A 14,526-nucleotide genomic window follows, 5' to 3' on the forward strand; every position below is an offset into this window, starting at 1 on the left:
CGGAATGGAATTCGAGACGCTGGTACAGACACGCAAAAGCGTGCGCGGGTTCAAGAAGCAGCCGGTGTCCCGGGCGACCGTCGAGGAGATCATCGAGGTGGCCAAGCGCGCGCCGTCCTCGATGAACACCCAGCCCTGGCACGTCCATGTCCTGACCGGGGCGCCGCTGGAAGAAGTGCGCCGCCGCAACATGGAGGAGATGATCGCCGGCGCCAAGGCCAAGCGCGACATCATCAGCCATGGCGAGTACCAGGGCGTGCACCGCGGCCGCCAGGTCGACATCGCCAAGAAGCTGTTCGGCGCCATGGGGATTGCCCGCGACGACAAGCCGATGCGACAGGATTGGGTGCTGCGCGGCTTCCGGCAGTTCGACGCCCCGGTCTCGCTGGTGCTGGCCTATGACCGGATCCTCGATCCCGGCGCGGTCTGCCATTTCGACCTCGGCGCGCTCTGCTACGGCATCGTGCTGGCAGCCTGGGATCGCGGCCTCGGCAGCGTGATCAACGGCCAGGGCATCATGCGCTCCGACATCGTGCGCGAGGTCGCCAATATCCCGGAAGACCAGGCGATCATGACCTGCGTCGCGATGGGCTATCCCGACGATAGTTTTGCCGCCAACGCGGTGCGGTCGGACCGCGAGGCCAACAGCGATTTTGTCCGCTATGTCGGCTTTGCCGACTAGGGAGGCCGCGACCCGTGCGGAGGTGCGGCAGCATCGGCGATCTGAGCACTGATCGTCGATCGCTTGCTTGCAGCCAATCACCTCGTGCTGCGTGATCGATTGCTCGACGCGCCCGGTCGGCCGGCGCAATTGCGCACGCGCTGACCGCGCCGCGGGATATTGAATTCCGCTCCATGAAACCCTTGCGCGAGCGTGAGCGCGTGCGCGCGTTTCCGCTATTCCTGCCGATAAAAAATGCGCTACTGGTTTTGTGAAGCGAAACAGCACAGGCGAGGAATCTCAGATGAGCGATGATGAACAGACAGCCATGATCCGCGAGACCGTCGCGAGATTCGTCGATCGCGAACTCATCCCGCTCGAGCCGCAATATCTGAAATCGAAACTGCCCGGCAGCGATCATCCCGAGCTCACCGCAGAGCAGCGCAAGCGGCTGCGCGACGTCTCCAAGGAGCTCGGCCTCTGGGGCCTCGACGCGCCCGAGGAGCTCGGCGGCCACGATTTGCCGACGCGCACGATGGCCGCGGTGCATGAAGAGCTCGGCCGCAGCTGCGTGCCGTTCGTGCTGCCGCCGGATTCGCCGAACCTGCGCATGCTGCAGGCGGTCGGCACCGACGCGCAGAAGAAGAAATATCTGCAGCCCTATATCGAGGGCCGGATGGCGTCGGCGATCGCGATCTCCGAGCCCGGCGCCGGCGGCGATCCCGCGGGCATGAAGACGCGCGCGGTGCTCGATGGCGAACAGTGGGTGCTGAACGGCCGCAAGATCTGGATCAGCAATGCGCGCGCCGCGGACTTCATCATCGTGATGGCGCGCGTCGGCAACGACCAGCGCCAGGGCGGCATCACCTCCTTCATCGTCGAGAAGGGCACGGCGGGCTTCATCATCGAGCGCGAGATCCCGATGGTCGGCGGCGGCTCGACCTATGAGATCGTGTTCGAGGATTGCCGCATCCCGAAGGACTCGGTGCTGGGCGAAGTCGGCAAGGGCTACGCGCCGATGCAGTTGCGCCTGCGCACGCGGCGGCTCGAGATGGGATCGACCTGCGTCGGCATCACCAAGCGCGCGCTCGACATGATGTGCGAGCACGCCAGGCAGCGCGAGACGTTCGGCGTGAAGCTCGCCGAGCGCCAGGCGATCCAGTGGTGGATCGCCGACATCTCCACGCGCATGCATGCGTGCCGGCTGATGGTGCGCGAGGCCGCCGACAAGACCGATCGCGGCGAGGACATTCGCCACGAGGCCTCGATGATCAAGGTGTTCGCGACCGAGATGGCCTATGACGCCTGCGACCACGCCATGCAGACGCTCGGCGCACTCGGCGTGACGCTGGAATTGCCGCTCAACGCGCTCTGGCAGAAGGCCCGCCTGATGCGGGTGTACGAAGGCCCGAGCGAGGTCCATCGCCAGGCGATCGCCCGCCGTGTGCTCGGCCTGCGTGGCGGCTAGCACGTGGAGTGAGCCACGTTACCCTTCGATGACGTCATGACGAACGTAGGATGGGTAGAGCGCAGCGAAACCCATCAACACTCGCAGCGAAGCGATGGGTTTCGCTGCGCTCTACCCATCCTACGGATTCAGGACTACGCCGCCCGCACGTCGGAGAGGAAGCGGTTGACCTGGCCGGCGAGGTCCTTGGACTGCGTCGAGAGCTGCTCGGCGGCGCCCAGTACCTGGGTTGCCGCCGCGCCGGTGTCGTCGGCGGCGCGCTGCACGCCGGAGATGTTGGAATTGACCTCCTGGGTGCCGCGCGCGGCTTCCTGGACGCTGCGCGAGATCTCCTTGGTCGCCGAGCCCTGTTCTTCGATCGCGGCGGCAATCGCAGTGCCGATCTGGTCGATTTCGGTGATGACGTCGACGACGCTCCGGATCGCCGTCACGGTCTCGTCGCTTGCGGTCTGGATCGCGGTGATCTGCTCGGAAATCTCCGTGGTCGCCTTCGCGGTCTGGCCGGCCAGCGACTTCACTTCCGAGGCGACGACGGCAAAGCCTCGACCGGCCTCGCCGGCGCGGGCCGCCTCGATGGTGGCGTTGAGCGCGAGCAGGTTGGTCTGCGCCGCGATGCTCTGGATAAGCGTCACGACGTCGCCGATCTTCTGGGCGCCCTCGGCCAGCGAGCGCGCAGTGTCGCCGGTGCGCCTTGCATGGTCGACCGCACGGGCGGCGATCTCGGTCGAGGTCGCGACCTGGCGGGCGATCTCCGAGATCGAGGAGGTCAGTTCCTCGGTCGCGCTCGCCACCGTCTGCACATTGGTCGAGGTCTGATCCGACGCCGCGGCGACGACCGCGGCCTGACGGTTGGTGGCGGCCGCGGTGGCCGACATCGATTGCGCCGTGTCCTCCATCACCGAGGACGCTGCGGACAGGCCGCCGACCAGTTCGGTGACCTTGGCTTCGAAAGCACGGGTCAGATCGTCGAGCACGCGGGCGCGGCGCATCTTGACGTCATTCTCGGCTTCCTTCTCGCTCGCGAGTCGATCGGCTTCGATCCTGTTGTCCTTGAACACCTGCACGGCTGCGGCCATCGCGCCGATCTCGTCGTTGCGCGCGGCGCCCGGGATCGCCTCGGCGACGTCGCCCGCGGCGAGGCGCGACATCCGGCCGGTGAGGGCGGCGATCGGGTTGAGGATGCGGCGGCGGACCACGACGATGAGGCCGGCGCTGACGGCAATGACCGCGAGCAGCCCGATCAGTGCGATCACGAAGCTGAAGCGCGCCGACGAATAGGCGCTGGCAAGCACTTGCTCGGCATTCTCGTAGAACGCGTCGCGCACGGTGATGATGGCGGCGAGGCCGATCTGCGATTCCGGATAGTAGGTGTCGAGATCCAGCTCATACTTGCCGGTTACTGCGCCTTCCTTGGCAAGCTTCAGCGCTTTGCCGAAGCGCTCGACATAGTCGGCCTGCATCTTGCCGAGCGCCGTCATGACGTTCGCGGGCGTCGCCGGATTGTTGCGCAATTCCTGCAGGGTCGAGAGGATCTGCTCGGTGCGGCCGGTCGAGCGGTAAAGTTCCAGCTTCTCCTGATCGGTCGCGACGCGCTTGGCGCCGACCAGCGCCTTGTGCAGGCTGGCATTGAGGCCGCCGGTGTCGCGCAGCATCCAGGCAACGTTGGCGTAGCTGGCCTGGCGATAGGCATTGCCGTCGAGGCCGGCGAGGCGGCGCACCTGCTCGTCGAGCAGCGTGGTGACACCGGCGTTGAACACGGAATTGTCGGCGACGATCTTGCCGGCGGCGGCGCGGCGGGCATCGGCCGGACCGGCGATTGCAGCCGCGATGGCGTCGCGCAGCCCGGCAAACTTCACCTTCAGCGCGTCGATCTCGCGCGCGACGGCCTCACCATCGTCGAGCGATCCCGGCAGGGTGGCGCGCACCTGGTTAACCTTGGCCAGCGCGCCGTCGGTCAACTGGCGCTGGCGGTCGAGTTCGGCGATCTGCTTCGGATCGATCGTGCCGCCTGCGAGCAGCAGGTTGGTGGCATAGCCCCGCTCGGGGTTCATGTAGCGCGGGATATCGCCGACGGCGCGGACGATCTCGAGCCGGCTCTGCGCGGTCGAAACCTTGTCCATGGTCTGGTACTTGGTCGCCGCGACATAGGCCGCCAGGCCACCGCCGACCGCGGACAAGGAGACGATCGCGGCCGTCAGGAGAGTACCGATTTTCATGGGATGCGCGCCATTTCTTGACGAAAGAGGGAAGGCCTCAACCGTACCGGGTGCGCATTAAGCTTGGGTTTATGATGCGGGAGCCGTGTGTGGCACGGCGTACATCCCGATCGTCGTCCCTGCGGAAGCAGGGACCCATAACCACAGGGTCGTGTTGTTAGAGAGGGCTGTGGCCCCAGCGTCGCGCAACAATCACCTTCGGTGGTTATGGGTCCTGGCTTTCGCCAGGACGACACCGGATGTGTGGCGGTCCCGCCCATTCCGCATTGTCCGAAAGTCGAAGACGCGGTGCCGCCCGGCCGTGCGTGGCGGCGCGGCGTGACGGTCAGTGCTCGTCGTCCTCAGCGCCCTTGGTCGCGGCGCGGTGCTGGGTCGCGCCGCCCGTGCCCGCTTCGCCGCAGGGAAGCTGGTTCCAGGTGCCGTCGGCGGCCTGTTGGTAGGCTTGGCAGCCGGTCGAATTGGTTGTGGTGGCGGCTTTCTCGTCGGCTTTCTGCCGCTCGGCACTCTTCGCCAGCGCCGGCGTGGCAACGGCGGCGATGGCCGCGAGCGAGCCTGCGAAGACCAGCTTTGCGATCCGCATGTCGGGTTCTCCTTCTCGAAGCGAACGCATATCCAGAAAACAAATCTGGCAATTTTTGGCCGCAGCGAGGGACCTGCGACGAATTGCTTAATGCCGGGAAAACGCGCCGGAATGCCGTTAACGTCTGCGCGCCAGCCGCAGGACGGCGGTCGCAGCGCTGTGGTAGGATCGCGCCATCATGACCCACCGCATTCTCGTTCTCTATGGCTCCTATCGTTCGGATCGCATGGGCATCCGCCTGGCGCATTTCGTCGTCGACAGCCTGCGTGCGCGCGGCGACGATGTCGAGTTGATCGACGGAGGTCGGCCTGCCGATGCTCGACCGGATGTACAAGGAACATCCCAAGGGCCAGGCGCCGGCCGTGCTCGAAACGCTCGCTGCAAAGATCCGCGACGCCGACGGCTTCCTGTTCGTCACCGGCGAATACAATTGGGGCATCCAGCCCGGGCTGAAGAACCTGACCGATCATTTCCTCGAGGAATGGTTCTGGCGTCCGGCGGCGATCGCAAGCTATTCGGCCGGGCGGTTCGCCGGTGCGCGCGCCGCAACCGCCTGGCACGGCACGCTGTCGGAGATGGGCATGGTGGTGGTGTCGAGCACGATCAGCGCAGGGCCGATCGCGCAGACCCTGTCCGCCGAAGGCAAGCCGATCGGCGAGGGCGGCAAGTCGCTCGAACGCGCCTTTCCGCGCTTTGCCGACGACTTCACCTGGTGGATCGAAGCCGCCAAGGCACAGCGGGCGCGCAAGGCGCCGCCATACTGAGTGCAGGTCTGCACGTCCTCGGAGATCGGCATCATGAGCCTTTTCACATCGCCCTTCGATCCCGCGCGCGAGGCAGCCCTGGTGACCGGCGCCGGCAATGGCATTGGCCGCGCCATCGCGCAGGCCCTGGTCGGCGAGGGCGTGCGCACGGTGTTCGCCGACTCGCATGAGGACAGGGTCATGGCCGCCATCCAGGCCGCCGCACATCCCGAACTTGCCGTGCCCTGGGTCGGTGATCTCGCACAACGTGCGGCGTGCGACGCCCTGCTGGCACATGCGCAAGCCGCGGTCGGGCAGGTGACGCATTTCGTCCACAGCGCTTCGCCGCCGCGCCGCGAGGCCGATCACGCGATGGCGGTCGATGAAGAGACGTGGCGGCAGATGCACGCGGTCAATCTCGATGCCGGCTTTCATCTGTCGCGCGAACTGGCGCGCAAGCTGATCGCGGCGAAGCGGCCTGGCTCGTTTCTGCTGCTCACCTCGCTGCATGCGGGCACGCCGCGCAACCTGCCGCATTATTCGACGGCGAAGGCCGGCATGGCGATGCTGGTGAAGGAACTGGCCAAGAGCTGGGGCCGCTACGGCATCCGCGTCAATGCGCTGGTGCCCGGTGCGATCGCGGCGGGCGGCTTCGTCGCCGACCCCGCGCTGGCCAGGCACATTCCGCTGGGGCGGCTAGGCCAGGCGGACGATCTCGCGCCGATGGCGCTCGCCGTGCTGTCGCACAAGCTCTCCGGCTACGTCACCGGCGCATCGATCGTCGTCGACGGCGGCCTGTCGCTGACCAACTGGTTCGCGCCGCCGGAGCTCGATTGAGAATCGAAATTTACTCCTTCGTCCGGATGTAGCCCGCAAGCCGCGTCTTCTGGTCTTGGCACCAGGTCGTCATGCTGCCGGCGCGGCGCTGGTCGAGGTCGGTGGTCTGGGTTGCGATCGCGACTTCGGTCATCAGGTCGTCGGCCTGTTTCTCGCCCATCTTGCCGCCGGTATGCATGAAGGCGATCGCCTTGCGCACCTGCTCGGTGGTGCCGTCGGGCAGGTGCATGTCCTGCGCGCGCTGCACGAGGTCCTGATAGACGAGATCGGTGCCGGGGCACTCGACCTTGGCGGCAAAGGCCTGCAGCACCATGGTGACATAGGCCGCACGCGGATCGGCGTGGGCCGGTGTTGCCGCGACAATCAGGCCGCCAATCAGCAGAGCGTAACGCATCGAATTCCTCCCGATGTTTTAGATATTTTGCCGCAAGGCTAGCGTCCGCGGGAACCGACTGCAACCGGAAGGACACACTTGCCGAAGGAACCGATCAAACAGCCGTGTTCCAATCTGCGCTGCCACGATTTCAGCACGATTTCGGCAGCAAGTGCCACAACTTGACGCAGGGGAGAATGATCGTGTCGAAGTTGGGGCTTGCTGCGGTGCTGATGGGTTCGCTCGCACTTGGCGGCTGCATGCAGGCGACGCTGTCGCCGGTGACGGATGCCGCGATGACGCCGCGCGATCGGCAATTGCTGGCGCATCCGCCCTATGCGGACGCCAAGATTCCGGATCAGTTCCAGCGCCACATTGTCGATTACAGGCGGAAGGAGCAGCCGGGTTCGATCCTGGTCGATACCGACGCGCGCTATCTCTATTACGTGCTGCCCGGCGGCAAGGCGATCCGCTACGGCGTCGCCGTCGGCGAAGAGGCAATGGCGTTCTCCGGCGTCGCCACCGTTGGCCGTCTCGCCGAATGGCCGGATTGGGTTCCGACCAAGGACATCCAGGAGCGGCTCGGGCCGTATCCGGCGCGTGTCGCCGGCGGACCGGCCAATCCGCTCGGTGCCCGGGGCATCTACCTCTACCAGGGCAACAAGGACACGCTCTACCGCATCCACGGCACCAACCAGCCCGAATATATCGGGCAGGCGATCTCGTCGGGCTGTATCCGCATGAACAACGCCGACGTGATCGATCTCTACCAGCACGTCAAGCCGGGCGCGACCGTGGTCGTGCTGCCGCCGGGACAGAGCGCGTAAAGCCAAGGCCGTAGGGCGGATTAGCCGAAGGCGTAATCCGCCATCATTCGAGGCAGCGGCGGCGGATTACGCTTGCGCTAATCCGCCCTACTTTTTTGTGAGTCCCGTCAGCGCAACGGCATCGGCGGCCGGACCACGGGGCCGTTATCATCAGCATCGACAACAGAGGACGGCTGCGATTGCACTGGCCGCGGCGCGACAGCCTGCGGTGCGGCTGCAACGGGTGCCGGCAGCGGGGCCGCTGATGCAGCCGGTGGCGGTGGGATGTAGGCCTGGGTCGGCGGGTACGACCGGCGCACCGGCGGTGAAGCAACGGCCGTGCGTGGCGCCGCAGGCGGCGGCGTGATCGCGGCACGCGGGCGCGGCGCGACCGGCCGCGGTTCGACGGCCCTGGTCTCGGTCGTCCGCGCGACCCGCTGCGTCAACTGATCCTGGCTCGCCTTCAGCTGATCGATGCTGGTCTTGAGCTGCTCGATCTGCTGTCCCATCGACGCGAGATCGCGCGCCATCGACTGCAACAGCTGCGTTTGGTCAGCTGGTGCCGCCGGGGCAACCGGCGCCGCCGCTGCAGCGGGTGCTGCGGCCACCGCAGGCTGCGCTGCAGCGACGTCCTGTGGCGCAGCCGCTGGAGCAGCCTCAGCCGGCTGATCGGCGGCAGCCACCTGCGCGGGCCGGCTCGCCTGGTCGGCAGCGGGAGTGGCCTTGCCCGGCAGCAGCGACGTCAGGGCCTCGACCTGGGGCACATACTCCGCCACCACCTGCTTGACGCGATGCCCGTAGTGTTGCCACGCCGCGGTGCCCATGGCGCCGGCGATCGCGAACACGAACCAGAAGGCGCGGATCGCCCATTTATTGGTCGGACGCGGCGCGCGCTCCAGTCTGATGTCGTCCAGCCTGCCGTCATGGCTTGCGGCGCTGTATTCCGGCGCGGCCGGCGGCGCCGTCACCGGTATCGGCGTCACCGGCGGCACCGAGGTGACCGTGGCGGCGGCCGCGACCTGTGGCGTGGAAGAGGGGGCAAGGCTCGGGCCGAACCAAGGCTCGCGTTGCCCTGCCGCTCCCTTGGCGGCGGGTGCCGGCGCGGCGGCATTGTCCGGGCGGGTTGCAGTGAAGCTAGGTTCGATCGCGAAAATATCGTGCGGATCTGCGTCTTTCAGTGTCGATTGCATGGCGGTCCCCGTTTCAGTCCAAGGTCAACCGCAAATGGGCGGCCGGCAATTTGAGCTCTGTATCGACCCCTGGCCCTGACCCCACGACTCCAGTCCGGTTTGACCAAAGCAAGGCGAGAGGGTGGAGAGGTTGGGGAGTTTCGGGAACCGACGCTGGGAGCCGAGGACGCTAGGAATCCTTGGACGCGCGCGGAGAGCTCCGGGACGCATTTCCGGGTGAACCTCCCTGGTTGTGTGGCGCATCCACCACACCCGAGGGGAAATCGGTTCGCCTGCGGCCCGTCCGACCGCGCTCCGCCACCGTTCCGCCCCGATTGGATTCGGCCATGCGGGTGTTGGATTTTCGGCTTGGGCTGGGGCGCGAGTTGGGGATGCAACATGTCACGCGACGATGCAGTCATTTCGTACGTCGACGTCAAACGCAGCGCGCGCGGTGTTGCGCCCGCAATTGCATTGGCTCGTGCGCGAAAGCCGCTGCGGCTCTGCGCCATCGTGATCGGCGCCGCGTCGCTTGCGGCCTGTGCACAGTCCTCCGTCGTCAGCCAGCGCTCGCAGGCGCTCGCGAGCCGGCCAGCATCGCTCGAGCCGACCCGGGCTGCGTCATCGGCGACGCGCACACATGTCGCAACCGCGCGCAAGCACACGCCGTACGCGTCACGCAAAGGCGGCGATACCAGGATCGCGTCGCAGGGCGTCGCGAGCTTCTACAGCGACGAGCAGGAGACCGCGAGCGGCGAGAAGTTCAACGCGCACGAACTGACCGCCGCGCATCCGACATTGCCGTTCGGCACCAAGCTGCGCGTCACCGACGTCAAGACCGGCCGCTCGGTCACGGTGCGTGTCAACGACCGCGGGCCTTACGTTCCCGGGCGCATCGTCGACGTCTCGTATTCTGCTGCACAGTCGCTCGGCATGATCGGCAAGGGCGTCGCGAATGTCCGGCTCGACGTGGTGCAGTGAGCGGCGTCGCAAGTCAGGTTCGGGATTTCTTGCCGGACGGATCGGGAAAAAGTCCCGGTGTTGCGCGCGCTTTAATCCTGTTGTCCGAACGCTGGCAACAAATAGGATTGATGCCGCTACTTCCCGCGCTCTCCTTTTCCAGGCGCGTGGATTTTCAACCCAATGAACCTTCCCCGCCTTGGCGTCCCACCGAGGCGGGGTTTTTCTTTGAGGCATGCGCGCGGAGTGCGTTCACGGGGTGGGCCTGAGCCATCAGCGGCAAGACCACATGCTGGATAAGCCGACCTTGATGGGTAAGTTGCGCCGCCGCGACCGCACGTTGCGCTCTGCCGCATCTGGCGCCTGTGCTTCCACCAAATTGTCATGCTCCCGGCGAATTGCGGCCCAACGCCGCTGCCAACACACCGCCGAACGGATGACGTCGGCGAGGGACAAGCATTGGCCTACAAGATGATCGCAGAACGCGAGAACGAAACGGTCAGGATCGAGCGGGAGAGCACCTTCATCATCATCGCCAAGGCCAAGGTCTGGGCGAGCGAGGGATGGCAGGTGGTGATCACCGACAAGGATGGAAAATCATACCCGCCCGAGGAATTCGACAAGCTGCTCGCGGCGTAGTGCTCTATTGCCGTTTGCGCATGATCTTTTCGGAAAACCGCTTCGCACTTTTCCGGATCATGCGCTAGCGCTGCGCTGACACCAGCATCATCATCGGCCGTTCGAGTTCGTCGGCCAGTTCGGGCACAGCCTTGATCTGCTCCCGCGTCGGGGAGAATTCCTCGACGTGGCGAAGCGTGAAGCCGGCGCCGATCAGCGCATTGAGCGTGGTGCCGATGGTGCGGTGATATTTCAGCACGCCTTTCACGTACCAGTCGGTCCGGCGTTCGCCTTCGATGAAGTAGCGGTTGACCGGCCAGGACTTGCGGCCGTCCTGGTCCTGTCCCCAGCCGGGATGGGCGGCGGCCATGTAGATCGGATGCTCGATGGTGAAGACCAGATGCCCGTCCGGGGCGAGGGTGCGATACAGCATCCGCGCCAGGCGATCGAAGTCTCTGATGTAGTGGAAGGTGAGGGCGCTGTAGGCGAGGTCGAATGTGGCCTTCGGCAGCTCCAGCGTTTCGAGGTCGGCGATCTCATAAGCGATGGCCGGATCCTGCGTCATCGCCGTGGCGCGCGCGATCATGTTCTGCGAGAGGTCGACGCCGAGCACGCCGGAGGCGCCTTGCTCGCGCATCCAGCGCGACATCCAGCCGAAGCCGCAGCCGAGATCGACCACGCGCTTGCCTGCGATGTCAGGCAGCATGGCGCGGATCGCGGGCCATTCGGGCGCGCCGAGCAGCCCGCGGACCTGCCGCGGCAACTGGCTGTAGCCGGCGAAGAAGCCGGGATCGTCATAGATGTTCTGCGCCATGGTCACGGCAACTCGGGAAGGAGCGGGGTCCGCCTCTCTGTATCCGCCGCCGCGGCGCGTGGAAACCGTTGATTCCATCGCGCCGGCCGGTCTGCTGGAACCAGACGCGGCGTTCGGCCGTTTTGAAGTCAGTCCGCGGGACGCGCGGTCACGGCTGTCCCTGCGGCGTCGGACAGCAGAGGAGAGCGCCATGATAGCCGAGATGCAGATCCACACCATCGCGCGGCAGATGCTCGAGAAGCACGGCCTGCAGGCGATTGCCGAGGCGGCGCAGAACGCGATCGCCTGCGAGAGCAAGGGCGAGACCGAAGAGGCCCGCGAGTGGCGCCATATCGAGGACGCCATGAAGATGATGCGCGGACCGCATCAGAGCTGACCGCGGGGAGCCCGCGATGCCTGACCGAATGATCCGGCGCTGGGCGCTGGACCATTCGACTTGCGAATCCCCAAGGTTGCGAATCCCCAAGGCCGCTTGCCTTCGCCGGAAATTCCGGGAACTCTGTTCCGGCAAGCATCAGACAAATTTTCTATCTGGGGGAATTCGCCATGACCTTTTCACTCTACGACGCGACCGTTGCCAACTATCTGCAGATCCTCGGCGCCGCCTCGGGCTTTCTCGACAAGAGCCTCGCGCATTTCAAGGAGAACGGCATCGATCCGGCCGAGATCGTCGAGACCCGGTTGTTTCCGGACATGTTGCCGTTCCGCTTTCAGGTGGTCTCGCTCGCGCATCATTCCCGCGGCGCGATGGAAGCCGCGAAGAGCGGCGTGTTCGTCCCGCCGTCCGGCAAGCCCGATCTGGATTACGCCGCACTGCAGGCGCTGGTGAAGGACGCGCACACCGAATTGTCGGCGCTGACGCCGGATGCGGTCAATGCGTTGCTCGGGCGCGAAGTGATGTTCAAGCTCGGCGAGCGGTCGATGCCGTTCACGGCCGAGGGATTCCTGATGTCGTTCTCGCTGCCGAACTTCTTCTTCCACTCGACCACCGCCTACGACATCCTCCGCCACAAGGGCGCGCCGCTCGGCAAACGTGACTTCATTGGCCGGTTGAACATGAAGAAGTGATCGAGCCGCGCGCCGACTGGTCTTGCTGAGGCGGCAACACCGGCCGCCCCGCACGAAGCAAGATCAAGACCGCGCGCGGACGGGCGCGGTCAACAGAGTCTAAAGCCTGCCGGCGCTAGCCGGCCCTGCGCCAGTGCGGCACGGGGTCGAGCGGCGTCCGGTAGAGCTCGCGCCGGTCGATGTCGGTGACGCGCACGGCGCAGCCGCGCGCCTTCAGCTCCGGCTTGACCTGCGACAGCTCGTTGGCGAGCTGATCGGCGCGATCGGAGGCAAGGCTGATGTCTTCGAGGATGATCGTTCCTTGATTCCGGAACTCGTCCCCCACCACGAGATCGAAGGTGTAGTACGGCATCCGAAGTTCTCCGTTTCGGTTTGCATCACAGGGTAACACTGAGTCGTGCATTCCCTAAGATGCATCGCGCACAATCGTCGGGTGATCGGCGCAAAAACGATGTGCAACGCATCCAGCGCGATGAACGACTACACGCGCGGCACGGCGAAGGAGTCCTGTCATCCAGCTCACCGCCATGCCGTTAAGATTTGATTAAAGCTGTCGTCGCAAGCTTGCGACCAGGTGGAATTGCGGCGGAACCGGACTCCGGGAACCGGCAGCCGCAGGAGAAGGCCGGTGGCGTAACGCCCATCGGCCTTTTCTCGTCGCTCAAACCCTCGGACTAGTTGCGCAACCCGGCTTGCCGCCTGGCGCGGCATTTCGGACCCGGCCCGCGCATGTAGTACAGCTCGGGGCGATAGGGGTGGATGACGCCCTCGATCAGCGCGACGCAGCGCTGAGCGAGGCGGGTGAGGTGGCGCCGCAAGGGCTGCAGGGCGAGTTCCATCGAGTTCATGGCATGCCCTCAGTGCAATTCGCCGAGGACGGCGGTGAACGGCAGCTCGAAGATCTCGGTACCGATATCGTCGGTGACGTGGACCGCCCAGTTGCGCCAGTCCTCCACACTCGGTGTCATGACAAAGCTGCGCGCGAGCTGCTCCGCATGCACCCGCACCTCCGAAAAATCCATCGCGGCGCCGATGCGATCCAGGATGACGTGCTTGTCGTCGGAGCAGTGAAAGTAAACTGCGGACATCTTCCGATTCCCATGCCGAAGCGATTCTCTGGCGCTGAAATAGCAGCGCGCGCGGGCACTTAGAATCCGGGTGATCCCCCATCGGTAAACTACGGGGAATCCAGACGATTTGAATCACGCCGCCGTGATCGGGTCGGGTCGTCAGAAGATCGGCTCACCGATCGCAACCTCGCTGCGCGGGCCGAGCACGATCACCTGGCCGCCGGCATCCTTGGCGCCCAGGATCAGCAGTTCCGAGGTGAAACCCGCGATGTTCTTCGGCCCGAGATTGCAGATGCAGACGACCTGCGAGCCGACCAGCGCCGCTGGCTCGTAATTCGTGATCTGCGCGCTCGACCACATCGTCCGACCGGCGCCGACATCGACGCCGACCTTGTATGAGGGGTTGCGGGCGCGCGGAAACGGCTGCACCTCGACCACCTTGCCGATCCTGATGTCGAGGCGGGCGAAGTCGTCATATGTGGCTTGCGGCTTGAGCGGAGACATCAGCGCTCCTGAAACGCGAGGCGGATGCCGAGCGCGACATAGATCGTGCCGACCACGCGGCCCTGCCACTGGCCGATGCGGCGATGCCGCCGGATCCATGGGCTGATCTGGCTGGCGGCGAGCGCGAGCAGCGAGGTGTAGGCCGCGCTCATCGCAACGAAGATCAGGCCGAGGGTCGCGAACTGCGCGACGGCGGAGCCGTGGCCGGGATGGACGAACTGCGGCAGGAAGGCGAGGAAGAACAGCGCGGTCTTCGGGTTGAGCATTTCCGCCCAGATCGCCTGCCGGAACGCGCGCCGCGGATCGACCGGCTGCGATGCCGGCAAATGCAGGTCGTCATTCTTCTCGAACAAAGCGCGGACGCCGAGCACGATCAGGTAGATCACGCCGGCATATTTGACGATCGAGAACGCGAGCGCCGAGGTCATCAGCACGGCCGACAGGCCGAACGTCGCCATGGCGGTGTGGACGAGGTCGCCGAGCGCGATGCCGAACCCGGTCGCGACGCCGACGCGCGGCCCGCCGGTGACGGAACGCGCGAGCACAAGCAGCACGGCTGGCCCCGGGATCAGGAACAGGCCGAGCACGACGGCGGCGTAGGTGAGGAGGGTGGTGATGTCGATCATGAAACGTGTCCCG

At 65.7% G+C, this 14,526-nt stretch carries 18 protein-coding genes and 1 pseudogene; 9 read left to right on the forward strand and 10 right to left on the reverse strand.

Annotated features, from left to right (window positions below):
• Positions 1-4 precede the first annotated feature (4 nt).
• Together JQ573_RS02620 and JQ573_RS02625 are read left to right on the forward strand one after the other, a co-directional pair.
• On the forward strand, positions 5-682 hold the full coding sequence (locus tag JQ573_RS02620; protein WP_212317607.1) for a nitroreductase: 678 nt from the start codon (positions 5-7) through the stop codon (positions 680-682).
• A 283-nt stretch (positions 683-965) separates the two neighbouring features.
• Complete coding sequence (locus JQ573_RS02625) at positions 966-2,129, forward strand: acyl-CoA dehydrogenase family protein (protein ID WP_212317606.1); 1,164 nt, start codon at positions 966-968, stop codon at positions 2,127-2,129.
• A 134-nt stretch (positions 2,130-2,263) separates the two neighbouring features.
• Here the strand turns inward: JQ573_RS02625 and JQ573_RS02630 are convergent, their stop codons facing one another.
• The gene (locus JQ573_RS02630; protein WP_212317605.1) at positions 2,264-4,345 is read right to left on the reverse strand and encodes a methyl-accepting chemotaxis protein; all 2,082 of its coding nucleotides are present in this window, start codon (positions 4,343-4,345) and stop codon (positions 2,264-2,266) included.
• A gap of 325 nt (positions 4,346-4,670) precedes the next feature.
• Positions 4,671-4,925 carry a hypothetical protein gene (locus JQ573_RS02635; RefSeq protein WP_092113611.1) on the reverse strand — a complete coding sequence of 85 codons (255 nt, stop codon included), beginning with the start codon at positions 4,923-4,925 and terminating at the stop codon, positions 4,671-4,673.
• Between the two features lie 178 nt (positions 4,926-5,103).
• On the opposite strand from JQ573_RS02635, the pseudogene JQ573_RS02640 reads away from it, so the two are divergent.
• Positions 5,104-5,689 (forward strand): annotated as a pseudogene (locus tag JQ573_RS02640) (NADPH-dependent FMN reductase).
• 33 nt (positions 5,690-5,722) lie between these two features.
• Entirely contained in the window at positions 5,723-6,505 is a 783-nt protein-coding gene (locus JQ573_RS02645) for an SDR family NAD(P)-dependent oxidoreductase (RefSeq protein WP_212317604.1), read from the forward strand.
• 10 nt (positions 6,506-6,515) lie between these two features.
• Here JQ573_RS02645 and JQ573_RS02650 read toward each other — a convergent pair whose 3' ends face one another.
• Complete coding sequence (locus JQ573_RS02650; protein WP_212317603.1) at positions 6,516-6,899, reverse strand: hypothetical protein; 384 nt, start codon at positions 6,897-6,899, stop codon at positions 6,516-6,518.
• 176 nt (positions 6,900-7,075) lie between these two features.
• On the opposite strand from JQ573_RS02650, the gene JQ573_RS02655 reads away from it, so the two are divergent.
• A complete protein-coding gene (locus JQ573_RS02655; protein WP_244549440.1) occupies positions 7,076-7,705 on the forward strand; it encodes a L,D-transpeptidase in 630 nt (209 codons plus the stop codon).
• 107 nt (positions 7,706-7,812) lie between these two features.
• Here the strand turns inward: JQ573_RS02655 and JQ573_RS02660 are convergent, their stop codons facing one another.
• The gene (locus tag JQ573_RS02660; protein WP_212317602.1) at positions 7,813-8,874 is read right to left on the reverse strand and encodes a hypothetical protein; all 1,062 of its coding nucleotides are present in this window, start codon (positions 8,872-8,874) and stop codon (positions 7,813-7,815) included.
• 378 nt (positions 8,875-9,252) lie between these two features.
• On the opposite strand from JQ573_RS02660, the gene JQ573_RS02665 reads away from it, so the two are divergent.
• The gene (locus tag JQ573_RS02665; RefSeq protein ID WP_212317601.1) at positions 9,253-9,834 is read left to right on the forward strand and encodes a septal ring lytic transglycosylase RlpA family protein; all 582 of its coding nucleotides are present in this window, start codon (positions 9,253-9,255) and stop codon (positions 9,832-9,834) included.
• A gap of 438 nt (positions 9,835-10,272) precedes the next feature.
• Positions 10,273-10,452 (forward strand): hypothetical protein, encoded by a 180-nt coding sequence (locus tag JQ573_RS02670; RefSeq protein WP_092113623.1) that lies wholly within the window; start codon positions 10,273-10,275, stop codon positions 10,450-10,452.
• Between the two features lie 64 nt (positions 10,453-10,516).
• Here JQ573_RS02670 and JQ573_RS02675 read toward each other — a convergent pair whose 3' ends face one another.
• Complete coding sequence (locus tag JQ573_RS02675; RefSeq protein ID WP_212318036.1) at positions 10,517-11,245, reverse strand: bifunctional 2-polyprenyl-6-hydroxyphenol methylase/3-demethylubiquinol 3-O-methyltransferase UbiG; 729 nt, start codon at positions 11,243-11,245, stop codon at positions 10,517-10,519.
• A gap of 190 nt (positions 11,246-11,435) precedes the next feature.
• Between JQ573_RS02675 and JQ573_RS02680 the strand changes: the two genes are divergently transcribed.
• Both JQ573_RS02680 and JQ573_RS02685 read left to right on the forward strand, forming a co-directional pair.
• Positions 11,436-11,621, forward strand: coding sequence for a hypothetical protein (locus JQ573_RS02680; protein ID WP_092125583.1), 186 nt, complete (start codon positions 11,436-11,438; stop codon positions 11,619-11,621).
• Between the two features lie 170 nt (positions 11,622-11,791).
• Complete coding sequence (locus JQ573_RS02685; protein WP_212317600.1) at positions 11,792-12,313, forward strand: DUF1993 family protein; 522 nt, start codon at positions 11,792-11,794, stop codon at positions 12,311-12,313.
• 115 nt (positions 12,314-12,428) lie between these two features.
• Here the strand turns inward: JQ573_RS02685 and JQ573_RS02690 are convergent, their stop codons facing one another.
• From JQ573_RS02690 to JQ573_RS02710, 5 genes are all read right to left on the reverse strand, one after another.
• Positions 12,429-12,665, reverse strand: a complete 237-nt coding sequence (locus tag JQ573_RS02690) for a hypothetical protein (protein WP_092113629.1) — start codon at positions 12,663-12,665, stop codon at positions 12,429-12,431.
• A 322-nt stretch (positions 12,666-12,987) separates the two neighbouring features.
• Entirely contained in the window at positions 12,988-13,161 is a 174-nt protein-coding gene (locus JQ573_RS02695) for a hypothetical protein (RefSeq protein WP_212317599.1), read from the reverse strand.
• Positions 13,162-13,170: 9 nt separating this feature from the next.
• On the reverse strand, positions 13,171-13,401 hold the full coding sequence (locus JQ573_RS02700) for a DUF6894 family protein (protein WP_092113631.1): 231 nt from the start codon (positions 13,399-13,401) through the stop codon (positions 13,171-13,173).
• Between the two features lie 141 nt (positions 13,402-13,542).
• On the reverse strand, positions 13,543-13,887 hold the full coding sequence (locus JQ573_RS02705; protein ID WP_212317598.1) for a tRNA-binding protein: 345 nt from the start codon (positions 13,885-13,887) through the stop codon (positions 13,543-13,545).
• Positions 13,887-14,513, reverse strand: coding sequence for a LysE family translocator (locus JQ573_RS02710; RefSeq protein ID WP_212317597.1), 627 nt, complete (start codon positions 14,511-14,513; stop codon positions 13,887-13,889). Before JQ573_RS02710 ends, JQ573_RS02705 begins: the two co-directional genes overlap by 1 nt.
• Between the last annotated feature and the right edge of the window lie 13 nt (positions 14,514-14,526).

It is taken from the genome of Bradyrhizobium sp. AUGA SZCCT0105, from assembly GCF_018129565.1.
Classification (GTDB): Bacteria; Pseudomonadota; Alphaproteobacteria; order Rhizobiales; family Xanthobacteraceae; genus Bradyrhizobium.